At 64.0% G+C, this 19,616-nt stretch carries 22 protein-coding genes and 2 pseudogenes; 10 read left to right on the forward strand and 14 right to left on the reverse strand.

Going from position 1 to position 19,616, the window contains the following annotated elements:
• Both AC6CH3_RS19165 and AC6CH3_RS19170 read right to left on the reverse strand, forming a co-directional pair.
• The coding region (locus tag AC6CH3_RS19165) for a type I restriction endonuclease (protein ID WP_498133931.1) at nucleotides 1-760 on the reverse strand (760 nt) is incomplete at its 3' end.
• Nucleotides 761-1,426: 666 nt separating this feature from the next.
• Complete coding sequence (locus tag AC6CH3_RS19170) at nucleotides 1,427-1,819, reverse strand: VOC family protein (RefSeq protein WP_498133932.1); 393 nt, start codon at nucleotides 1,817-1,819, stop codon at nucleotides 1,427-1,429.
• A 160-nt stretch (nucleotides 1,820-1,979) separates the two neighbouring features.
• Here AC6CH3_RS19170 and AC6CH3_RS19175 point away from each other — a divergent pair, with 160 nt between their 5' ends.
• Nucleotides 1,980-2,783: a GOLPH3/VPS74 family protein gene (locus AC6CH3_RS19175; RefSeq protein ID WP_498133933.1), complete on the forward strand. Its 804-nt coding sequence runs from the start codon at nucleotides 1,980-1,982 to the stop codon at nucleotides 2,781-2,783.
• Nucleotides 2,784-2,969: 186 nt separating this feature from the next.
• Here AC6CH3_RS19175 and AC6CH3_RS19180 read toward each other — a convergent pair whose 3' ends face one another.
• Nucleotides 2,970-3,161, reverse strand: a complete 192-nt coding sequence (locus AC6CH3_RS19180; RefSeq protein ID WP_498133934.1) for an SDR family oxidoreductase — start codon at nucleotides 3,159-3,161, stop codon at nucleotides 2,970-2,972.
• A 22-nt stretch (nucleotides 3,162-3,183) separates the two neighbouring features.
• Nucleotides 3,184-3,707 (reverse strand): annotated as a pseudogene (locus tag AC6CH3_RS19185) (SDR family oxidoreductase); the annotation flags it as partial.
• A gap of 593 nt (nucleotides 3,708-4,300) precedes the next feature.
• Between AC6CH3_RS19185 and AC6CH3_RS19190 the strand changes: the two are divergent.
• From AC6CH3_RS19190 to AC6CH3_RS19200, 3 genes are all read left to right on the forward strand, one after another.
• A complete protein-coding gene (locus AC6CH3_RS19190) occupies nucleotides 4,301-5,695 on the forward strand; it encodes an FAD-binding oxidoreductase (RefSeq protein ID WP_498133935.1) in 1,395 nt (464 codons plus the stop codon).
• 59 nt (nucleotides 5,696-5,754) lie between these two features.
• Nucleotides 5,755-5,952: a hypothetical protein gene (locus AC6CH3_RS19195; protein WP_498133936.1), complete on the forward strand. Its 198-nt coding sequence runs from the start codon at nucleotides 5,755-5,757 to the stop codon at nucleotides 5,950-5,952.
• Between the two features lie 139 nt (nucleotides 5,953-6,091).
• On the forward strand, nucleotides 6,092-6,214 hold the full coding sequence (locus AC6CH3_RS19200; RefSeq protein ID WP_498134003.1) for a helix-turn-helix domain-containing protein: 123 nt from the start codon (nucleotides 6,092-6,094) through the stop codon (nucleotides 6,212-6,214).
• Between the two features lie 185 nt (nucleotides 6,215-6,399).
• Here the strand turns inward: AC6CH3_RS19200 and AC6CH3_RS19205 are convergent, their stop codons facing one another.
• The 7 genes from AC6CH3_RS19205 to AC6CH3_RS19235 all read right to left on the reverse strand — a co-directional run bounded on the left by AC6CH3_RS19205 (nucleotide 6,400) and on the right by AC6CH3_RS19235 (nucleotide 12,999).
• Complete coding sequence (locus AC6CH3_RS19205) at nucleotides 6,400-6,930, reverse strand: gluconokinase (RefSeq protein ID WP_498133937.1); 531 nt, start codon at nucleotides 6,928-6,930, stop codon at nucleotides 6,400-6,402.
• Nucleotides 6,930-7,241: a putative quinol monooxygenase gene (locus tag AC6CH3_RS19210; protein WP_498133938.1), complete on the reverse strand. Its 312-nt coding sequence runs from the start codon at nucleotides 7,239-7,241 to the stop codon at nucleotides 6,930-6,932. Before AC6CH3_RS19210 ends, AC6CH3_RS19205 begins: the two co-directional genes overlap by 1 nt.
• 63 nt (nucleotides 7,242-7,304) lie before the next feature.
• The gene (locus tag AC6CH3_RS19215) at nucleotides 7,305-8,501 is read right to left on the reverse strand and encodes an ABC transporter ATP-binding protein (RefSeq protein ID WP_498133939.1); all 1,197 of its coding nucleotides are present in this window, start codon (nucleotides 8,499-8,501) and stop codon (nucleotides 7,305-7,307) included.
• Nucleotides 8,502-8,503: 2 nt separating this feature from the next.
• Nucleotides 8,504-9,397: a carbohydrate ABC transporter permease gene (locus AC6CH3_RS19220; protein ID WP_498133940.1), complete on the reverse strand. Its 894-nt coding sequence runs from the start codon at nucleotides 9,395-9,397 to the stop codon at nucleotides 8,504-8,506.
• 4 nt (nucleotides 9,398-9,401) lie between these two features.
• The gene (locus tag AC6CH3_RS19225; protein ID WP_498133941.1) at nucleotides 9,402-10,349 is read right to left on the reverse strand and encodes a carbohydrate ABC transporter permease; all 948 of its coding nucleotides are present in this window, start codon (nucleotides 10,347-10,349) and stop codon (nucleotides 9,402-9,404) included.
• A gap of 26 nt (nucleotides 10,350-10,375) precedes the next feature.
• Nucleotides 10,376-11,650, reverse strand: a complete 1,275-nt coding sequence (locus tag AC6CH3_RS19230; protein WP_498133942.1) for an extracellular solute-binding protein — start codon at nucleotides 11,648-11,650, stop codon at nucleotides 10,376-10,378.
• Nucleotides 11,647-12,999, reverse strand: coding sequence for an NAD(P)H-dependent oxidoreductase (locus tag AC6CH3_RS19235; protein ID WP_498133943.1), 1,353 nt, complete (start codon nucleotides 12,997-12,999; stop codon nucleotides 11,647-11,649). The genes AC6CH3_RS19230 and AC6CH3_RS19235 overlap by 4 nt, the downstream gene beginning before the upstream one ends.
• Before the next feature lie 276 nt (nucleotides 13,000-13,275).
• Here AC6CH3_RS19235 and AC6CH3_RS19240 point away from each other — a divergent pair, with 276 nt between their 5' ends.
• Both AC6CH3_RS19240 and AC6CH3_RS19245 read left to right on the forward strand, forming a co-directional pair.
• Complete coding sequence (locus AC6CH3_RS19240; protein WP_498133944.1) at nucleotides 13,276-14,304, forward strand: substrate-binding domain-containing protein; 1,029 nt, start codon at nucleotides 13,276-13,278, stop codon at nucleotides 14,302-14,304.
• 191 nt (nucleotides 14,305-14,495) lie between these two features.
• Nucleotides 14,496-15,413 carry an NAD(P)-dependent oxidoreductase gene (locus AC6CH3_RS19245; protein ID WP_498133945.1) on the forward strand — a complete coding sequence of 306 codons (918 nt, stop codon included), beginning with the start codon at nucleotides 14,496-14,498 and terminating at the stop codon, nucleotides 15,411-15,413.
• 37 nt (nucleotides 15,414-15,450) lie between these two features.
• Here the strand turns inward: AC6CH3_RS19245 and AC6CH3_RS19250 are convergent, their stop codons facing one another.
• Complete coding sequence (locus tag AC6CH3_RS19250; protein ID WP_498133946.1) at nucleotides 15,451-16,347, reverse strand: helix-turn-helix transcriptional regulator; 897 nt, start codon at nucleotides 16,345-16,347, stop codon at nucleotides 15,451-15,453.
• A gap of 145 nt (nucleotides 16,348-16,492) precedes the next feature.
• On the opposite strand from AC6CH3_RS19250, the gene AC6CH3_RS19255 reads away from it, so the two are divergent.
• The 4 genes and pseudogenes from AC6CH3_RS19255 (at nucleotide 16,493) to AC6CH3_RS19270 (ending at nucleotide 18,688) form a co-directional block, all read left to right on the forward strand.
• Nucleotides 16,493-17,014, forward strand: a complete 522-nt coding sequence (locus AC6CH3_RS19255) for a cyclophilin-like fold protein (protein WP_498133947.1) — start codon at nucleotides 16,493-16,495, stop codon at nucleotides 17,012-17,014.
• A gap of 192 nt (nucleotides 17,015-17,206) precedes the next feature.
• Nucleotides 17,207-17,797 carry a DM13 domain-containing protein gene (locus tag AC6CH3_RS19260; protein WP_498133948.1) on the forward strand — a complete coding sequence of 197 codons (591 nt, stop codon included), beginning with the start codon at nucleotides 17,207-17,209 and terminating at the stop codon, nucleotides 17,795-17,797.
• A gap of 175 nt (nucleotides 17,798-17,972) precedes the next feature.
• A pseudogene (locus AC6CH3_RS19265) lies at nucleotides 17,973-18,293 on the forward strand (helix-turn-helix domain-containing protein); the annotation flags it as partial.
• Nucleotides 18,294-18,367: 74 nt separating this feature from the next.
• Nucleotides 18,368-18,688, forward strand: coding sequence for a hypothetical protein (locus AC6CH3_RS19270; protein WP_498133949.1), 321 nt, complete (start codon nucleotides 18,368-18,370; stop codon nucleotides 18,686-18,688).
• 34 nt (nucleotides 18,689-18,722) lie between these two features.
• Here the strand turns inward: AC6CH3_RS19270 and AC6CH3_RS19275 are convergent, their stop codons facing one another.
• Together AC6CH3_RS19275 and AC6CH3_RS19280 are read right to left on the reverse strand one after the other, a co-directional pair.
• The gene (locus AC6CH3_RS19275) at nucleotides 18,723-19,067 is read right to left on the reverse strand and encodes a DUF202 domain-containing protein (RefSeq protein WP_498133950.1); all 345 of its coding nucleotides are present in this window, start codon (nucleotides 19,065-19,067) and stop codon (nucleotides 18,723-18,725) included.
• A 3-nt stretch (nucleotides 19,068-19,070) separates the two neighbouring features.
• Nucleotides 19,071-19,469 (reverse strand): YidH family protein, encoded by a 399-nt coding sequence (locus tag AC6CH3_RS19280; protein WP_498133951.1) that lies wholly within the window; start codon nucleotides 19,467-19,469, stop codon nucleotides 19,071-19,073.
• Between the last annotated feature and the right edge of the window lie 147 nt (nucleotides 19,470-19,616).

A 19,616-nucleotide genomic window follows, 5' to 3' on the forward strand; every position in this document is an offset into this window, starting at 1 on the left:
TGACACTGGCGGCGATAGCCACGTCCTCGTTTTGCGGAAAGCTTGGGGCGCCAAGCGCCTTCTTCAGTCGCTGGTTCACCTGGTCGTTCAGGAACTGCTTCGACGCTTTGGTTACGAGCACAGTGAACTGCTCACGAACCTTCTGCGTATAGGGTCCCGTATACACGCGACCTGTCAGGAACTTGACCCATTCGTCCTCCGGTTCCTTGAATTGTGCCGCTAGTGTCCTCTTGAGTTCACCGATGTATTTCAGTTCACCAGCCGCACTGATGATCGAGTCCAGATCAAAGACGTCCTTGGATAGTTTTTGCAGCTCGGGAATGAGGGACTCATCGATGTCGTTCAGATCGAGCACGAGGAACGGCTTGGCGTCCATGCGGTTCGGTGCATCGAGGTCAGTGAAGAATTGATACACCTCACCGTTAGTGAGGATCGCGATTCTGGCGTTCGTCACGGCAAAGTACCGGAAAAGCTGAGATGCGTGCTCGATTTTCACGGGCTCCGTGGATTTCTTGCACTCGATCAGGATCTGGATTTCCCCGTCCTTGACGATGGCATAGTCGATCTTCTCCCCCTTCTTGAGCCCGACATCAGCGATGAACTCTGGAACGACTTCCAGCGGATTGAAGACGTCATAGCCGAGAATTGTGGAAATGAACGGCATGACAAAGGCATTCTTGGTTGCCTCTTCCGTCTGGATCACTCCTCGCTGCTGGCGCACCTTTGCTGCCAACGCTGAGAGCTTTTCTGCAAATTCCATTTGTCCCCCCTCAAGAAATTCAATTGTGCTGCCAACCGTAGCGCAGGACTAAGAAATTTTGATGAAAGTAGCCATCGGGTCCCATGCCGTGCCCTACTGGGTGATCCAGTCGGCACGCCTAGTCCATCAAGACTGTGCTTAGGCGGGAGGAAGACGTCCCATGAGGGAGGCTAAGAAGGCGATTAGCAGGATGTGGGCCGCGGCGAACAGAGTCTGATACGGCCAGCGGGTGCGGCGGATGCTGGCTTCGTCGACCGAGTGCCGGCCGGAAGTATTCGGGGCGAAAGGCCCAATAACGGGAACACGCAAGGTGAAGAGGGACAGGGCAGCCAGTCGGAGGGCCGCCGCGGCAAAGGCGAGTCCCGGCAGCCCCGACGAATCCGGTCGCGAACGGTAGAAGGAGCTCGACTCCAAGCGCAAAGACATTGCATCCCAGCTGGGCGCCATCCATAGTACGGTCCCCGCGGGATCCCTCTTTGAAGGGCAGCCGGAAGCGCCCCGCTATCGCCGCAGACAGTATTGGGAGAACAACGCCAAAATAAACCAGGACCCTCATCCGGTGTCCCCCCCGCCCCGTCCCGAATGGCTCGTAGACACAACTATCACATGGGCACCAGTGCAGGGAACGCACGCTCGGTCACTGTGATGAGGCTGCTGGACCAGTGCCTAGTGACCGGCGGGCTGGAACAGCTCGACGACATTGCCGGCGGGATCCTCCAGCAAAATCTGCTGGCCGCCCGGGCCGGTGACAATGTCGTTTCGGAACGTAAGTCCGGCGGCGCGCAGCCGGTCCACCTCGGCGGCAATGTCGTCCACGATGAGGTGGATGCGGTTCCATCCACCCGGCTCCGGCACGGCGCCGTCCGGCATGGGCCGGCCGGCCGAGCTGGCGGGTCCGCTCAGCAGGAGCCGTAGGCGGCCGCGGCCGACGTCGGCGAACGCCGGTGCGGCGCTCATCCTGAGGGTGAATCCGAGGTGCTTCGTGTAGAAGTCGACCGCTGCGTCGACGTCGTCCACCATGTACCGGACGCTGACCATGTCCGTACCGTCGTCAGCCATTGCCAAGTCCTTTCCGAACACGTCTGGAGGCCGTCGATTCAGTTCTCCCAGCACCCGTTATAGCCGATCGGCGCAGATTTGGATGCACCCTTCTGCTTTCTTCCGGCGGACGAACCACTGCACCGTTGTGGCGGCTACCCAACTGCGCCACCATGAAGGTATGAACGCGGAAACACCAAAAGCGGAGGAACTGAGCCTTCCCCAGGCGTTCCTCCTTCTGGCCACGAACGACAAGGACGGCGAACCGCAGCTGCCGGCCTACGTGCTCCGGACCACGTTGGCAGGGGCGATACTCGCCGAGTTGGACCTGCTGGGCGCCATCGCCCTGGAGGGGAAGCATGTCAAGGCCACCGGCGCCGCCCCGGAGACGGAATTCCAGCGCGAGCTGGACCGCATCCGGGAGAAATCGCGGCCCCACACACCCAAGCGGTGGGTTTCCATGCTGGAGGGCCGCGGCGAAGTACAGCGTGTGTACGAACGGATGGCGTCGCTGGGCATCGTGGAGCATGTCGGTGAGAAGCACCTTGGACTGTTCAAGTCTGTGCGATATCCGGAGAAGGACCACGGTCCGGAAGCGGCGCTGATCCAAAAGATCCGCGCGGCAGTTAGCCCTGCGCCGACTCCTGCTGCGCCGCCCGCGGCGGCGTCTTCCGGTGCTGTGTCTCCCGCGGCGGCGTCTTCCGGTGCGGTGCAGCCGGGGGCCACGCAGCCTGAGCCAGTTCCGCCCGCGACGGCTCAGCCAGGCGCTGAAGTGTCCGGCACTGCACCGTCTGTCGCTGCGCCGCCCGATGCCAGGACCACCGCACTGATCGCCCTCCTTCAGGCGGCCGAGCTGCTCGGCACTCTTTTCCCGGAAGCAGATCTCAGCAGGGCGCGGGAACTGGCCAAGAACCACTGGCCGTCCCGGGCGGTGGAGGACGAACTGCGCATGATCCGGCTGACGCTCGTTGAGACCGCACCTTAGAACGCCGTTCGCCGAAACCCTGTTCGCCGAAAGTGCCCGGGGTTAGGATGCCGTGTGACCTTCGCCCACCGGCTTGCGGACATTGCCAGCCCCCTTTACAGGACACCCCCTCACGGGATGGTTTTGGCGTTGTTGCCATCCTTCGGGCAACGAATCTGGTTTTCACCGGGCTATGACTCCACGTGCTTAGCCAAGGGATTCATTTTCCTTGTTCATGAAGTAATCCACACCGGTGTATCCCCCATCAACGACGATAGATGCCCCCGTGATGAACGATGCGTCGGCGCTGAGGAGAAAAGCGACGATCTTGGCTATGTCGCTGGGACTCCCATTGCGACCCAACGGAGTGAGGCGTGCTGCTTCGCATGAGTCAGTCAATATGCCGGACGACCCAGCCCGGAGTCACGGCATTGACGCGAACTCCGCGGGGCCCAAGCACGTTGGCGAGGCTTCGAGTGACTGAAAGCAGAGCTGCTTTGCTGGCCGAGTAGGCGATGCTTCGGAAGGACCCGATGAAGGCATCCGTGCTGGCGATGTTGACAATGCTCCGCCGGGGGACATATAGGAGCCGAGTGCGTGAGCAAGGATGAGGGGTGCCGTGACATTGACCTCAAGCGTTCTATCCCAGGCATCAAGAGTAATTTCCTCGAAAGATTGTTTCTCAAGGATCCCGGCATTGTTGACGAGCGCATCCAAGTAAAATTCATCACGGATCTGGCGGGCAAAGTCCAGGGATTCAGATCTGTCTGCTAGATCGACTTGACGTATTTCCACGCCGTGCGTGCGCGCTAGCTCCTTCGCTTCATCGAGACCGGTGTTGTATGTAGCAATTACATTCCAGCCACTCTCCGCTAACCGTTCTGCAATTGACCGACCGATCCCGCGCGCTCCTCCGGTAACCAGCGCAGTACTTTCGCCTGTCATCGTGATGCCTCCGTTGAGTTCTCAGGTGGGGAACAGATAGACATACTGTGAGGTCAGCCATCGCCGAACGCCAGTCCAATTCTGAGACCACGGCGCTGCTGCATTGCCTTCGACGGAGGAGAGTCCAAACGATCCCGTGTGCAGCACAGGCTACGAGCCCGGCGGAGGTTCGCTCAAGGTTCGGCTTACGGGCACGAGCCGCGACATTTAGCGACGCGAAAATGCCGCCACTTATCGCTGCGATTCCATTTTTTCGGAGGCATGCCGAAGGCAGGTCAGAAACGGTCGCTCTTGACGGTCGCCGCTTGCGTGCAGGATGCCGTGGTTTCATTTCCGTATAAGTCTTGGGTAACGCGCATGGGGCTGAGAGGCAGCAGGTAGCGTCCCGGAAGGCCCTGCTGGTCCTGGCAGCAGTGCTCATCGCGGCCACGCTGTTCACGACCTCCGTGGGAAACAACTACTGCTGGTGGCCGTGGATCTTGTCATCGGCAGACCTGCAGTGGGGGCCTTCATGTCGCGCCGGATTACCGTTTCCTCTTGCCAGTTCGTCCGAACGGTGGGAATCTGCTCGGAGGAGAGAGGTCCGTGAGGCTATGGCAGAGAGCACGGAGATCGACGGCGATGCTGTCGATGAACTACAGACATCCTTTCGGGGTGAACTCGTCCGTCCGGACGATGTTGTTTACGACAACCATCGCAAGGTGTGGAACGGATCGATTGATCGCCATCCCGCACTCATAGCGCGCTGCACCGGCGTCGCAGATGTACGCGCTGCCCTCCGGCTCGCCCGCTCGCAGGATCTGCTGGTCGCTGTGCGCGGAGGCGGTCACAGCTTCCCTGGGCTGTCAGTGTGCGACGACGGCATGCTCATCGATCTCGGGCCGATGAAAGGGATTCGAGTGGACCCCGAGGCGCGAACGGCACGTGTTCAGGCCGGTGTACTGCTTGGCGAGCTCGATCGAGAAACGCAGGAGTTCGGTCTCGCTGTTCCTTCGGGAATCGTCACCCACACCGGAGTGGCGGGTCTCACGCTGGGCGGCGGCCTTGGGTGGGTCATGCGCAGGTACGGGCTCACGATTGATCAGCTTCTGTCCGTAGACCTGGTCACCGCCGAAGGCGAGCTGGTCAGGGCCAGCGAGGATCAGAACGCCGACCTCTTCTGGGGCGTGCGGGGCGGGGGCGGGAACTTCGGCATAGTCACCCAGTTCGAGTTCCGTCTTAACCCTGTGGGCCCCTACGTTATGGCCGGTCCGGTCTTCTGGCCGATGGAAGATGCTCCGGAGGTGCTGCGGTTTTATCGCGACTGGATCGCGGACTGCCCCGACGAGCTTATGACCATCGCTGTGCAGAGGAGGGCGCCGGCGCTGCCGATCGTCCCGCCCGACCTGGTCGGAAAGCACGTCGTGGCGATCGCCGCCTGCTATGCGGGATCGGTCGAGGAGGGTGAACGGGTTGTGCGGCCACTCAAGGAATTCGGTTCGCCTGTGCTGGATCTTTGCCGGCCGAAGCCTTATCTGGAACATCAGAAGATGTTCGATCCATCGTTCCCCCACGGCTGGTCATACTACGTCCGGTCCTGTGACGTCGCAGCACTGAACGATGACGTCATCGACATCGTCGTCGAGCATGGCATGCGCATCACCTCGCCGATCACCAGCATCGGTCTGTGGCAGATGGGCGGAGCGGTGGGGCGTGTCGAGGACGATGCCACCGCGTTCAATGGCCGCCAGGCCGGGTTCACCTTCAACATCAACGGCAACAGCATGACCGCCGATGGCTTCGACGCTGAGCGCGAATGGGCCCGCAACTACTGGTCCGCCCTCGCCCCCCACCACACCAGCGTCTACGTCAACTTCCTCATGGAAGAGGGCGAGGAGCGGGTCAGGCAGGCCTACGGTGCCGCCAAGTACGACCGGCTCAAGGCACTCAAGCGCAAGTACGACCCAACGAACTTCTTCAGGCTCAACCAGAACATCAAGCCCGGCTGACGGCCTTATTCATGGGCTCCATGAACATGACATCGGGCTCCGCTACCCTAGAAACGCGAATGGCCACCGGCGACGCCGGACGCATCTCAGACGCTTTCGGCGTCAGTGGCCCCTACTTCATCAACGGAACCATCACAGCCACCCTCACCAGACTCCGCTTACGCGAAATCGACGTCCAGACACTCGCCCGCATGGTCCGACGAGCTGCCCAACAGATGACGTGGACCCTTTCTAGCCCCTGGTTCGACGTCGTATAACGCAGCCGCACGCCTTCAAAAACGCTTGTTTTTGACTGCCACTGCAATCCGTTCCGGCGCAAGGGTGCAGTCAATAGTTTGCTGTCCGAAGCCCGTCTTGCAGGTGCAGAAACGGTCGTTTTTGCCCTGCTTGAAGAAGATGCAGCGGAAGCATCTTCTGACGCTGCACGATGCCGGCGAGTATACGCAGGCTGAACTAGCAGAGCTGTTCCGGGTGTCCCGGACGACGGTGTACCGCGAGCTCCGACGACGCCTCGTCTGAAGACCGACGCGGCGCCCACTGCTAGGAGGTCAACTTTGTGCTGCAAAGAGAATGTACTAGGTACGACATTTAGCGCTGCGAAAATGCCGCCACTGATCGCGGCGATTCACACCCGCAACGCCAGCGGACGACGGCGGGCGGCCCCGCCGTCGTCCGCTGGCTAACGCCCGCATCGCCCGCTCACGCTACCGGTCCGCGTACTGGCGCGCCCCACCAGCGTCACTCGCCAGGTGGGCGCAAATCCGGTCGACGATGGATTCGACGCCTCCCTCTGACGTGAGGCACAGGCCGGCTTCGTCTGTTTCCAGGGGTTCGAGGGTTTCGAGCTGTGAGGTCAGGAGTGATGCCGGCATGAAGTGACCGGGGCGCTGGGTCAGCCGTTTCTGCAGCACGGCGGGCTCCGCGTTCAGGAGGATGAACCGGGTCGCGGGTTCCGTTGCGCGGATGGCATCCCGGTACGCCCGTTTGAGGGCTGAGCATGCGACCACGGTTCCTTCTTGCCGGGAAGCCGCGAGCTGAGCACCAACGAGACGGAGCCACGGCCACCGGTCCGCGTCGGTCAAGGGAATGCCCGCAGCCATTTTTTCTACATTGGCGGGCGGGTGCAGGGAATCGGCGTCCACGAACGTGGCACCCAGGCGGGCGGCCAGCGCTGCCCCGACGACGGACTTGCCTGCCCCCGAGACACCCATGACCACGATTGGGTGGCGGAACATTAAAGTGCGCCTTGGTGGGAAGTGCCGGCGGGAATCGGCACGAGGCGCGTGACTTCCACAGGCCTTTCCAGGAGCCCCTCGAGTGAAGCGTTGAGCCGTTTGACGGCGTCGCCCTCGCCGTGGGCGTCGAGCAGTTCGGCACGTTCCCATTTTTCAATCATCATGATCTGGCCGCTGGGTGATTCGTGGATGGCGTACAGCAGGCAGCCGGGCTCTTCATGCACTTCTGCAATGGCGGGGGAGAGGGCGGCGACGACCTGGTGGTAGGTGCCCTCCTTGGGAGTAAATGCTGCGGTGACAACGATGGTCATTGGTGTTTTTTCCTTGTGTGTGAAATGCGATCAGGCTTGGCCTGCGGAGACTGGGGGGCGCTGTCAGCCGCGCATCGGCAGAATTCCGGCGTCTGGGATCAGTTCGGATGATGCCAGGTTCAGCCCGGTTTCGCTGTCGAAGTAGCTGGCCATTCTGGCCTCGGGGGAGACCGTGCAGGCATCTCCTGCCATCAGGCGGGTTTGTCCCGTCTGACGGACCCACAGGAGTTCGTCCTGGTTGAGCTCCCACAGCTTCAGGTCCAGGGCGGGGTCCGGCTGGACTCCGATGAGGGTGTCCGCGCCAAGGTCCTCGATCCTCCGGACCGTTCCCGCGAGGCCGGGCCCGCCGACGTCGGCGGAGACAGCCAGGTGTTCCGGCCGCAGGCCCAGCGTCGTGGTTCCGGTCCTGAGCCGGAGCCCTTCCGGCGCCGGGAGCCGCAGCCCTCCGAGGGCGGGGAGCCCGTCGGTCACCGTGGCCGCCATCAGGTTCATGGGCGGGCTGCCGATGAACCTGGCGACGTACGCGTTGGCGGGGCGGGTGTAGATCTCCTGCGGCGTGGCATGCTGCTGCACGATGCCGTTGTGAAGAATGACGATCTGGGTGGCCATGGTCATGGCTTCAACCTGGTCGTGGGTGACGTAAATGAACGTCTTCCCGGTCAGCCTGTGCAGCCGAACGATTTCGCCCCGCAGTTCAGCGCGGAGCTTGGCGTCGAGGTTGGACAGCGGTTCATCGAGCAGGAACATTGACGGGTTGCGGATCAGGGCGCGCGCCAAGGCCACACGCTGCCGCTGGCCGCCGGAGAGTCCTCCGGGCTTGCGGTTCGCGTACTGGTCCAGTTCCAGCATCGCCGAGACACCGGCGACGCGTTCGGAGATGTCCTTGGACGAGCCAAAGATGCGGCGTGCGATCGCGCTGATGCCCGGGATGTGGTGCCAGGCCTTGAATCTGTCCAGCGCCAGGGGGAATGCGATGTTGTCGCGGACTGTCAGGTGCGGATAGAGCGCATAGGACTGGAAGACGAAGGCGATGTCGCGTTCGCGCGGGCTTTGGCGGTTCACGCGGAGGTTGTCGAAGATGATGTCGCCGGCGCTCGCATCCGTGAGTCCGGCAATGATGCGGAGCAGCGTCGATTTTCCTGATCCCGACGCGCCGAGCAGGACAAGGAATTCTCCGTTGTCGACGTCGGCGCTGAAGTCGTGGATGACCTGGGTGTCCCCGAACCGCTTGCTGATGTTGCGTAGTGAGAGCTTTGCCATGATCAACCTTTGACTGAGCCGGCCGTGAGGCCCGAGACGATTCGACGTTGGACAAGGAGGAAGAAGATCAGCGCCGGCAGCGTGAACAGCAACGCGGCGGCCATAACTGAGTTCAGCGAGGTCAGGTACTGGCCGATGAAGGAGGCCAGGCCCACCGACGCCGGCCAGAGGTCACGTTCGGCGATGAAGGTCTTGGCCAGCAGGAATTCGTTCCACCCGTCGAAGAAGTTGATAACGGCGGCCGCGGCGATGCTGGGAAGGATCAGCGGGGTTAGGACCAGCGACAGTATGGTGACGCGGGGACACCCGTCGACGGCGGCCGCCTCTTCGATTTCGTAGGGGATCGCATCGATGGCCCCCTTGATGATCCAGACGCTCACGGGCATCGTGAAGGCAACGTTGGCGAGGATCAGGCCGCCCATTCCGTTAAGGAGCCCCAGCGAAGCGAACAGCGCGTAGATCGGGACGACGAGCAGTGCCTCGGGCAGCATTTGGGTGGCGAAGAGCAGGAACCCTGCGGCGCCCTTGCCATGGAACTTGAATCTCGACAGCGCGTAGCCGGCCAGCACCGCGAAAATGAGGGAAAGCAGCGTGGTTCCGCCGGCGATGACCATGGAGTTGCTGAGCCATTTGAAGATGGGGACGCTGCCGATGACGTCGCCGAGGTCCCCGAGGCGTTCCCAGTGCGGCCACCAGCCTTGGGCCTGGCCGTAAAGTTCGGAGTCCTGGCTGAGCGCCGTGTTCAGCATCCAGTACAGCGGGAAGCCCGAGAAGAGGACCAGGGCTGCCAGCATGAGATAGCGGACGGGCCTGCTGAAGTTTCGCGTGCCAGGTGCCTTCAGGCGCCGCCTTGCAGGGGATGTCCGTGCGATTGGTGGTGCTTCTTTCGTTGTCATTGGGCTAGGCCTCCTTAGCGGCGTTGCGCCGTTCCATCATGAAGTAGACAACCGTGACGAGCAGGGACAGCACCAGTCCGAGGGCGCCGATGGCCGCGGCACGGCCCAGCTCCTGGTTGCTGAAGGCCTGCCGGTACACGTTGACCACCAGGGTGTTGGTGCTGTCCACCGGTCCGCCGCCGGTCAGGAGGTAGATGATCTCGAAACGGCGGATGGACCAGATCGTCATGAGGAGTGTGACCACTCTGACGGTGGGGGCGATGTGCGGCCAGGTGACGGCCTTGAAGGTTTCCAGTGCCCCGGCGCCGTCCATGCGGGTGGCCTCGTAGAGTTCGCTCGGGATTGATTGGAGCGAGGCGAGCACCACGAGCATGACGAGGGGCATGACCTTCCAGACGGAGGTCAGGACGACGGCGGCCATGCCGAATTTTGGATCGACAAGCCAGCCCTGCTGGCCGATGCCGAGCACTCCGACCACTTCGTTCAGCACACCGTCGGAGCGGTTGAAGATCCAGCTGAAAATCAGGGCGGTCGCCACTGTTGGGACGGCCCAGGGGAACGTGATGATGGCCCGGACGATCGTGCGTCCCTTGAAGGCCTGGTTCAGGAGCAGCGCGGATCCTGCGCCGATGGCGACGGCGAAGATGACCGTCGCCGCCGTGTACAGGATGGTGGCGCCAAGGGAGTTGTAGAACTGGGGGCTGCTGAGCAGGCGGGAGTAGTTTTCCAGCCCGATCCCCGTTCCGCCGTCGGGCCTGACCAGCGGGGTCTTGGTGAAACTGAGCTGAACGCCCTGCACCACGGGGATGATCATGAAGATGATCAGGTAAATAACCGCGGGGCCAATGTAGATGTAGGGGGAGATCCGCTGCCACATGTGGTGTCTGGAGGGAGCGTCCTGTATCTGGTTCTGTGCCACAGCCGGCGGGGAGATCGAAGTTCGGAGCGACATTGCCCTGATCCTTTGCGTTGGTCCACTCAGCCGAGCAGCTGAGTTACTTGTTTCTGGGCGGTGGAGAGTGCTGTTGCGGCGTCGCCACCGTCCACGAGGTAGCGTTCCACCTGGGTCATGACTTCCCGCATGATGGCTTTCGTCTGCGCCTCGTACCCCTTGATAAGGGGGCTTCGAGAGTCCGCAGCGAGGTCGATAAAGGACTTCGCCCACGGATTCGCGGCGGCGTAATCAGGAGCCAGCGGGACGTCCGTGGCGAGCGTCGAGGGACCCATGGCCTTCCGGAGTGCTGCCTGTCCGGCGTCGGAGCCCACCCAGCCGACAAAGTCGACGGCCAGGTTCTTGTTCTTGCCGTACCCGTTGACGGCCAGCACGATTTCCTGGTGCGCCGACGGCGTGGGGAGCGGGATCCGGTCGGCGAAACCGATGTCGGCCGATTTAAGGGTCTTGGAGGACCGCAGGATGCCGGCGACTGTGGAGGAGACGTCGATCATCATGCCGAGTCGGCCCTCTCGGAATTTCGTGCGCATGGTTGAGGCGTCATCACCGATCGGCATGGCGCCTGAACGGTAGATCTCCCCGAACGCCTCGACGCCGGCGATGTTCTCCGCCGAATCGATGGTGGGCCGCGAGCCGTCCGACCAGGATCCGCCGTGCCCGTAGGTCCAGACATCGAAGTCCATGAACCAGGAATCGAATTCCGTCATCTGGTGGCGGACGCCGAAGCCGTCCAGTCCGGTGGCGGAGCGAATCTGGCTGGCGGCTGAGATCAGTTCCGCGACATTGCGAGGCGGGGTGACGTTGGCTTTCGCCAGGAGCTTGCGGTTCCAGAAGAAGTTCCAGTTCAGCCGTTCCCAGGTGATCCCGTACTGCACCCCGTTGACCAGCCCCGACGCGTTCGTGTGGTTGAACGGCCGGCCCTTGTGTGACGAGATGACGGAGGTGAGCGGGGCCAGAATGCCTGCGTCGGCCAACGGGTAGAAGTTGACGTCCTGAACCACGAAGACGTCAGGGCCGCCCTTGCCGCCGAGCTCGGTGTTGAGCTTGTCTGCGAAGGAAAGGAACGGTGTGGTGCTTTGGGCCAGGCTCGCGGAGGGGTTGGCTTCCTTGTAGGCCTGAATGGCCTGCCACATCGCCTCGCCGCGGCCGGGCTCAAGCCACTGCCAGCTGCCAAACTTCAGCGTGCCTCCGGCCGATGCGGCACGGTTCGGGTCGATGTTCGGGCCGGCCCCGCAGCCGGCCAGGACCATGCCGGCGGCTGCAGCCCCGGCAATCCCGAGGAAATTGCGCCGGTCCATCATGTCGCGGGCACCACGTCGAGTGCGAGGGCCTCCGTCTCACGGCGCAGCTTCAGGGCCTCTTCCAGGGACGTGTCGATTTCGACGTCGTCCCAGCCGACGATGCCGCCTTCAGGCACATCGTTGACCAGCTTGACGTGGTGGGCCATGGCGACAGGAAGGGCGCGGTCCCGGACTGACTTTTCGGCCGAGATGAGCTTGCCCCAGACGGTGAAGCCGCCCTCGCCGTCGAGGATTTCCCCGGCGCGCAGGTTCTTCTTGGCGCAGGCAACGACGTCGGCGTGGAAGCCTTCCGGCGCGCCGGTCGCAACGCCGCGAAGCACGGCGTTGGCGATGGAGACGTTGAGCTCCAGCCCGACGTAGTGGTAGGGGCGGTAGAGCGCGGCGTACTGGCCGGTGGGGTCCGGGTGCCAGGGGTATTCCTGGAAGCAGCCCGAGACGTATTCATTGGTTGCCTTCACGACGACGAAGACTCCCTCCTGCGTGTTGTGGGGAATCCAGTCTCCCTCACGGGTCACGCTTGACATGACGTCAACGCTGCCTGCGTTGGCGAGCACGCCGCCGTCGGCTGCCGGTCGGCAGATCGTGGCGATCTCTTCCACATCGCCGGGCGTGAAGGTCAATCCCTCGTCCGACGGGCGCAGGCCCGCGGCGTTGGCCACGGCCGCCATTTCGATGGCGGCCTTGGTACCGTCGCGGAAGGAAGTGTGCATGTAGGGGTTGAGCTGACCGGATTCTGTCAGTTCCTTGGAGAACTCCCAGTTCTCCCACACATTATCCGGGTTCATCTGGTGGTAGTGGGACAGGTATTTGGCGCCCTTGCCGGCGCAGACGACGTCGAAGCCCGACGTCCGGGCCCAGTCCACGAGCTCCCAGATCAGCGCCGGCTGGTCGCCGTAAGCCAGGGAGTATACGACGCCGGCTTCCTCGGCCCGCTTCGCCAGTGCGGGTCCGGCGAGGGCATCAGCCTCGACCGTGACCATGATGATGTGCTTGCCTGTCTCGATGGCGCGCAGGGCGTGGTTGATGCCCACGATCGGGTTGCCGGTGGCTTCGACGATGACGTCCAGGTCGGCGTCGAACAGGACGGAGGCGTCGGTTACCACGGCCGTGGACCGCGCTGCGATGGCCGCGGGGATGTCCGCGGCGAAGGCTTCTTCGGGCCAGTCAACCAGCTTCAGTGCCCCCTTGGCGCGTTCGGCGTTGATGTCGGCGATGGCCACGACGTGGATGCCGGGAATGTTGCGGGCCTGTGCCAGGTACATCGTGCCGAACCGTCCGGCGCCGATCAGCCCCACGCGGATGGGGGCGCCCTCGGCCTCGCGCTGGGTCAGAAGTTTGTGCAGGTTCATAACTACCTTTCAGTGGGTGCGGCTCCATCCCGAATGGAGGGCCGGCGGAAAACTTGGGGTCTGCCGCAGCGTTGCGGTGAACGACGCTCAGGTGGCTGGCTGGGGTGTGCTGCCTCGGACCCTGGCGGTGCTGTGGTAGACAACCGGCTCCGAAGTAAACATAATGGAACCGGTTACACTTTTATGTCATACCTGCCCGACGAGGTCAATACCCTAGTCTGAAAAAGTTCCTGCCGGAGGTTCCGGGGAGCCGCAGCAGCCGATTGAGGAGTACACGTGCAGAAGCAGCCGACCATACGCGATGTTGCCGCGGCTGCGGGGGTGTCCGTTGCCGTCGTCTCCCGGGTCCTCAATCCGGGCTCGGGGCCGGTGGCGGCGGCGACCCGCGGCCGGGTGAACGACGTGATGGAATCCCTTGGGTACCACCCCCGCACGGCGGCGAGGGAACTGAAGCACGGCCCGCCCACCACACTGGGGCTGCTCCTGGCCGACGTCTCCAATCCCTTCTTTGCCCGGCTGGCGGACCAGGTCGTCCAGGAGGCCCACTCCCGCGGAATCCAGGTGCTTCTCATGACGACGCAGGAGGACGACCAGCTTGAGTCGGAGCGTCTCGCTACGCTCATTGAGCGGAGGGTGAGCGGGATCATCGCCACGCCCACCGGGAACAATCTGGAAACCTGGAAAAGGCTCCAGGATATGGGGACCGATGTGGTCTTTGTTGACCGCTCGATCCCGTCGCTGCCGGCGGTCGACGTTGTCGCCATCAACAACACCGAGTCGGCGCGCTCGGCCACGGCCCTGCTGGCTGCCCATGGACACCGCCGCATCGCGATAATCTCCGGCCCGGCGTCATCGACAACCGGGCGGGACAGGATCGCCGGCTACCGCGAAGCGCTTGAAGCCGCCGGATTGGCTCAGGATGACCTTCTCATCCGGTCCGTCGCGTTCCGCGGCGGGGCTGGCGGCGATGCCGCGACGGCATTGCTCAACCTTGCGGATCCGCCCACTGCCCTCGTGGTGGCCAATACCGCTCAGGTGACGGCCGTACTCCGGCGCCTCGTGCATGCCGGGGTTTCGATTCCGGAGGAACTGTCGGTCATCGTGTTCGAGGATTCCCCCTGGACCGAACTCATGACCCCACCATTGACCATCGTCCGGCAGCCTATCGATCTGCTGGCCCGGCACTCCGTCCGGCTGGCACTGTCCAACCCCAGCGGCAAGACCTCCGGAAAACCGACTGTTGTCCGCGTCGATGCGGAGCTCATCGAACGCTCCAGCGTTGCCCGGCCGAAGCCGCCCGCCTAGTCATCCGGGCACCCGGGCTGGCTCCCGCCGCGCGTGAGCTGCCGGAGGGGTCATTTACACCGGGGCGCCCTGCATGGTACAAAAAGTGAACCGGTTCCACCTGTTACCACTCCCGCCTATTGCCCCCGGTGTCCTGGCTGCTTGCTGCTCCCGCCCAGCCGCCGGCCGCCTCAAAACGTAAGGACTTGTTCATGACGGAAACCACGCGACGCTCGCTCGCACTGCTGGGACTCGGCCCGATGGGCGGGCCCATGGCCCGCCGGCTGCTGGACTTCGACGGCGGTCTCACGGTCTGGAACCGGACGTCCGCCAAAGCGGAACAGTTGGTTGCACTGGGTGCGCGCGCCGCCGCATCGCCGGCGGATGCCGCGTCCGACGTCGTCCTCACGGTCCTGCCCGATCTGGACCAGGTCGAATCCCTGCTGCCGGGACAGGACGGATTGCTGTCCGGCTGGGCGGCAAAGGGCATCACCCGCCCCTTCCTCGTGGTGCACGGGACAGTCTCACCGATCGCCGTGGCGGCCTTTGCCGAACGCTTGTTCCGCGAGCACGGGGTCACGGTCCTTGATGCGCCAGTCAGCGGCGGCACCGTCGGGGCGGAGCAGGGAACGCTCAGCATCATGGTCGGTGGGGATGAGAACGCGGCCCTATCCATGAAGCCCATGCTCCGGGCCATGGGCACCACCGTCCGGTACATGGGCCCGAGTGGTTCAGGGGCTCTCGCCAAGGCCTGCAACCAGATCGTCGTTGCCGCCACAGTGACGGCAGTTTCCGAAGCCATGCTTCTGGCACGCAATGGAGGCTTGGACCTGGCGGTTATGCTCGAGCTGCTGCAAGGCGGGCTGGCCGATTCCGCTGTCCTCCGGCAAAAGGGTTACAGGTGGCTCAACGGCGACTTCGCCGGCGGCGGCAGCGCGCAGAACCAGCTCAAAGACCTCATGTTCATCCTTGATGCGGCAACTGCGGAAGGCCTTGAACTGCCGCTGAGCAGCACCGTGACGGGGTTGTTCGACGAGATGGTGGGCCGAGGCGACGGCGCTCTCGATCACACAGGCATCCACCGCACCCTGGCACTTCGCTCTCAGGGCTCGACGAGGGTGGACGGGTAGGGCCGATCTAAGGGCGTGTCTCTACCGGAGCGACGCCTCAGCCGGCGGGCTGTTTCCCTGCCTGCTGCTGCCCTGCTTGTTGCGGGTACTCAGTGGCGGCCCAGGATGCGAGCAGACGCATGGCCTCTTCAGATGGCGAACCCGGCTCAGCGGTGTAAATGGTCAGGGTGAGCCCAGGCTCGGCGGCCATCTCGAGTCCCTCGTAGGCAATGGTGATCTCGCCGACGACCGGGTGGCGGAAGGTCTTGAAGCCGGCGCCGTGGTGGCGGACGTTGTGCGAGCTCCAGCGGCGTCGGAACTCCTGGCTTCGCGTGCCCAGCTCACCGACCAGGTCATGGAGTTCCTTGTTGTGCGGGTCCCGGCCGGCTTCGGCGCGCAGGATGGAGACAACGACGTCGGCCGCGGAGTCCCAGTCCGGGTGGAAGTCCCGGCCGCGCTCCTCGAGAAAGATGAAACGGGCGAGGTTCGGCGGCTGGCCAGGCATGTCGTACACGTCCTTGTAGAAGGCGCGCGCGAGTGTGTTGACGGCGAGCAGGTCCATGCGGCCGTTGCGGACGAACGCCGGCCCGGAAGTGACGGCGTCGAGAGCCCACTGAAGGCTCGTGTGCGGCGTCCAGCTCTTTGAACTCCGGCGTTTGGGTGGGCGTGCCACGGGGCTTGCTGCGTGCGCGAGGTCGAACAGGTGCGCCCGTTCGGCGTCGTCCAGGCGCAAGGCCCGGGCGATGGCGTCAAGGATTTCGGGGGACGCACCGCTGATGGCGCCCCGCTCCAGCCGGGTGTAATACTCAATGCTCACTCCGGCGAGTGTTGCCACTTCGCTGCGGCGCAGCCCGGCAACACGGCGGTTCGTCCCTGTGGGCAGCCCGAGCTCCCCGGGCGAGATCCTGGCACGCCGTGAGGTGAGGAATTCGCGAACGTCTGCACGGTTGTCCATGAATCCACGATAGGCGCCCCGACTGCGCTGAAGGAGTCCCTCCAGGTACCCCTTTCCGGCGGGACTCCCTCCGCCCGCAGATACATGGTGTGGTGGATATCAACCCGGGCGCTGATGGCGCAGGAAGGAAGAAAAGGTGTCCAGCATGCGACTGAAAAACCCGACTCTGGCCGCGGTCTTCGCGCTGGCATTGTCCCTCGCCGGGTGCAGCACCCCCTCGAACGCTCCGGCTTCTGCCACTCCGGCGCCGTCCTCCCCGCCCGACCACCGACAAGATCGAGGACTGACCATGAGCATGAAAGCGACAGCAGGCAGCACCCCGATCACCATCCGGATCGATGGCGAGACCGTGGCCGGAGCCCTCTCCGGTAACGCCACTGCACGGTCCCTGATCGAGCGGCTTCCCTTGACGCTCTCCTTCAGCGATCACGGCGGTCAGGAAAAAATCGCGAAGCTACCGGAGCCTCTTTCGCTCGACGGCGTGCCCGCCGGCGATGACGCAGATCCACTGACCATCGGCTACTACGCGCCTGACCAGGCCCTCGTCCTCTACTACGAGCGCGTCGGGTACTTTCCTGGAATCGTGCGGATCGGGTCGTTCGACGACCTCGCGTCGATCCGGGACCGCAGGGGCGGTTTCACAGCCAGTCTGGCCCCCGCAGACTGAGCCGGGCAGCAGCACCCGGTTCACCGACGCGCCCAGTCCGGATAATCCATGAAAAGCGATCATTTTCAACTGATATACATTGGGTAGCCTGTTGCATTTCCAGCCCATTGCCGGATGCGGCAGGCAAGTGGAGGATGGATTCATGAGTGCAGATGTATTCGGACCCGTCGTCTCGTCACTGCGGGGTGCCGGATGGTGACGGCGAAGGCCACTGGGCGCAAGCGGGGGTGGATCATCGCGGCGGCGGCTGCCGCCGTCGTGCTCGCTATTGGGCTGGCACTGTTCAAACCGTGGCTGCTGTTTGTCGACGTAAAGGTGGATGAAGCGCTGCCGACCGTTGCTGTGTCCCCCGAACGGGCGGCACCATCTCCTACCGCGGCTTCCGAGGTGCCCTCCCCGCCCGCGACCCCTACGCAGAAAGCCCCCGCCGGCCCGGTCCAGCTAGCCTCAGGCTCCCTCATCAGCCACGAACACGCAACGACCGGGAACGTCCGGATAATTAAGCAGGCGGACGGCACGCGGGTGCTTACCCTGGAGAATCTCGACACCTCCAACGGGCCGGATGTGCACGTCTGGCTCAGCGCCGCCGACGTCGTGGAGGGAACCGCCGGGTGGTACACGGCCGGTTCCGCGGCGTATCTTGACCTCGGTCTGATCAAGGGAAACCAGGGCAACCAGGTGTATGCAATTCCCGCAGACGCTGATCTTTCGAAGTACAAGTCCGTTGATCTGTGGTGCGTACAGTTCGCCGTGTCATTCGGAGCGGCCCAGCTTAAATTCTGAGGCGAGCTTCATTGTGCTGGATCCGGATGGCAACCCGGTCCTTGTAGACCAGCACGTCTGAGCAGCAAGGGGGACGACGGCGGGAAGGCCCCGCCGTCGTCGGCTTCGCCGCCGCCACAAGGGGTTGGGGGTGTCTGATAGACACTGCCGCAGTCCGATGAGGCTGCGTAGCGTGATGGTTGTGGACAGAAAAGACGACATCCGTGAGTTCCTGATCTCGCGCCGCGCGAAGATCAGCCCCGAGCTGGCCGGCATTCCCAGCTACGGGCATCTGCGACGTGTGCCGGGCCTGCGCCGTGAAGAAGTGGCGCAGCTCGCCGGGGTGAGCACGGATTACTACACGCGGCTGGAGCGCGGCAGCCTCCGCGGTGTGTCCGACTCCGTGCTCGAGGCTGTCTCTTCCGCCCTTCAGCTGGACGAGGCCGAGCGGGTGCACCTGATGGATCTGGCGCGGACGGCCAACGCGCCGTCGCGCCGGGCGCCGCGGCGGCCTCCGCCGCATCGAAGTTCGGCGTCGAGGGCTGGGCCGAATCCCTCGCCCCCGAAATCGCACACTTCGGCATCCGCACCATGATCGTGGAACCGGGCTTCTTCCGCACCGAACTGCTGACCCCGGAATCCACGCAGTACGCCGAATCCACCATTGGCGACTACGCCGAGCGGACCGAGCAGACGGTCACCGCGTGGAAGGGCATGAACGGCCTGCAGGGCGGCGACCCGGCCAAGCTCGCCGACGCCCTGATCCAACTGGCCGGGCTGGACGAACCGCCGCTGCGCTTTGCCGCCGGAGCGGACGCCGTCGGCACCTTCGAGACCCGGTCCAGGGAACTCCGCGACCAGGCCGACGCGCACCGCGAACTCTCCAGCAACCTCGCCCTCGAGGACGCCTGACACCTGCGTAGGCGGACGAACTGGTACAACTTCCTTACTCGAGCGGAAGGAAGAGAACGGTATAAATCCCCAGGACGGCGAGAAGGACCACGCTCGCCGCGACGGCCGCCGTCGACGCGATGTCCGGGGCCATCACATCCTGCTGGATGCCGCGGATGGCACGGCGGAGGCGGCGCCTGCGGGTGAGGTTGATGGCCAGGGCGGTCAGGACGGCGGCGGCCACCAGGGTACCGGCGAACCAGCCGTGGTGCGGCATCCAGCGGAGGAAGATGGCGGCGGCCACCACCATGGACATGGTGGTGCGGCCCCACGCGAGGTCCGTGCGCTCAGGCTGCAGACCGGCGTCGCCGTGAATTGGTGTATCGCTCTGTGCCGGCACGGGTCAGGTGGCGCGGACGAGGACGAAGACGACCATGATGGCGGCGACGAGGGCGCCGCCGGCGGCGAGGATGGGTGCGATCCAGGGCAGCGGCAGCGGGGTCTTTTGGCGCATGGAGCGCTCGACGTTCAGCCAGCGGAAGAACGATCCGCCGCCGATGACGAGGGCGAGCACGAGCAGGAGCACCGCGATGGTTTTGCGGAGTTCCGGGCCGAAGAGGTCGGCCATGAAGGCCTCGACGGCGACGCCGCCTGCGAGAAGGGCGAGCGAGGTGCGGATCCAGGCCAGGAAGGTGCGCTCGTTGGCGAGGGTGAACCGGGGATCGGGTTCGGTTCCGCCGCCAAGGATCCGGGCTGAAAGGCCGCTTCGTCCGCCCTCGCTCCGGGGGTCTGTATCTGCCACGTGGGGTTTCCCTTTGTTGTCGTCGGTGCCTGTTCAGTACCACGCTACGCGTTCAGTTCGCGGATACGGTGCGGATCCTCGGAACGCACGGGGACGACGGCGGGAGGTCCCGCCGTCGTCCGTTCACCCCCTGCGGCAGCGGGCGCG

Source organism: Arthrobacter sp. GQ119, from assembly GCF_059759125.1.

Excerpts from the sequence above, each read along its gene's own strand:
- AC6CH3_RS19170 (WP_498133932.1), bottom strand. The coding sequence starts at position 1,819 with ATGGCTGACGACGGTACGGACATGGTCAGCGTCCGGTACATGGTGGAC.
- AC6CH3_RS19175 (WP_498133933.1), top strand. The coding sequence starts at position 1,980 with ATGAACGCGGAAACACCAAAAGCGGAGGAACTGAGCCTTCCCCAGGCG.
- AC6CH3_RS19190 (WP_498133935.1), top strand. The coding sequence starts at position 4,301 with ATGGCAGAGAGCACGGAGATCGACGGCGATGCTGTCGATGAACTACAG.
- AC6CH3_RS19195 (WP_498133936.1), top strand. The coding sequence starts at position 5,755 with ATGGCCACCGGCGACGCCGGACGCATCTCAGACGCTTTCGGCGTCAGT.
- AC6CH3_RS19200 (WP_498134003.1), top strand. The coding sequence starts at position 6,092 with ATGCAGCGGAAGCATCTTCTGACGCTGCACGATGCCGGCGAGTATACG.
- AC6CH3_RS19205 (WP_498133937.1), bottom strand. The coding sequence starts at position 6,930 with ATGTTCCGCCACCCAATCGTGGTCATGGGTGTCTCGGGGGCAGGCAAG.
- AC6CH3_RS19210 (WP_498133938.1), bottom strand. The coding sequence starts at position 7,241 with ATGACCATCGTTGTCACCGCAGCATTTACTCCCAAGGAGGGCACCTAC.
- AC6CH3_RS19215 (WP_498133939.1), bottom strand. The coding sequence starts at position 8,501 with ATGGCAAAGCTCTCACTACGCAACATCAGCAAGCGGTTCGGGGACACC.
- AC6CH3_RS19220 (WP_498133940.1), bottom strand. The coding sequence starts at position 9,397 with ATGACAACGAAAGAAGCACCACCAATCGCACGGACATCCCCTGCAAGG.
- AC6CH3_RS19225 (WP_498133941.1), bottom strand. The coding sequence starts at position 10,349 with ATGTCGCTCCGAACTTCGATCTCCCCGCCGGCTGTGGCACAGAACCAG.
- AC6CH3_RS19230 (WP_498133942.1), bottom strand. The coding sequence starts at position 11,650 with ATGATGGACCGGCGCAATTTCCTCGGGATTGCCGGGGCTGCAGCCGCC.
- AC6CH3_RS19235 (WP_498133943.1), bottom strand. The coding sequence starts at position 12,999 with ATGAACCTGCACAAACTTCTGACCCAGCGCGAGGCCGAGGGCGCCCCC.
- AC6CH3_RS19245 (WP_498133945.1), top strand. The coding sequence starts at position 14,496 with ATGACGGAAACCACGCGACGCTCGCTCGCACTGCTGGGACTCGGCCCG.
- AC6CH3_RS19250 (WP_498133946.1), bottom strand. The coding sequence starts at position 16,347 with ATGGACAACCGTGCAGACGTTCGCGAATTCCTCACCTCACGGCGTGCC.
- AC6CH3_RS19255 (WP_498133947.1), top strand. The coding sequence starts at position 16,493 with ATGCGACTGAAAAACCCGACTCTGGCCGCGGTCTTCGCGCTGGCATTG.
- AC6CH3_RS19260 (WP_498133948.1), top strand. The coding sequence starts at position 17,207 with ATGGTGACGGCGAAGGCCACTGGGCGCAAGCGGGGGTGGATCATCGCG.
- AC6CH3_RS19270 (WP_498133949.1), top strand. The coding sequence starts at position 18,368 with ATGATCGTGGAACCGGGCTTCTTCCGCACCGAACTGCTGACCCCGGAA.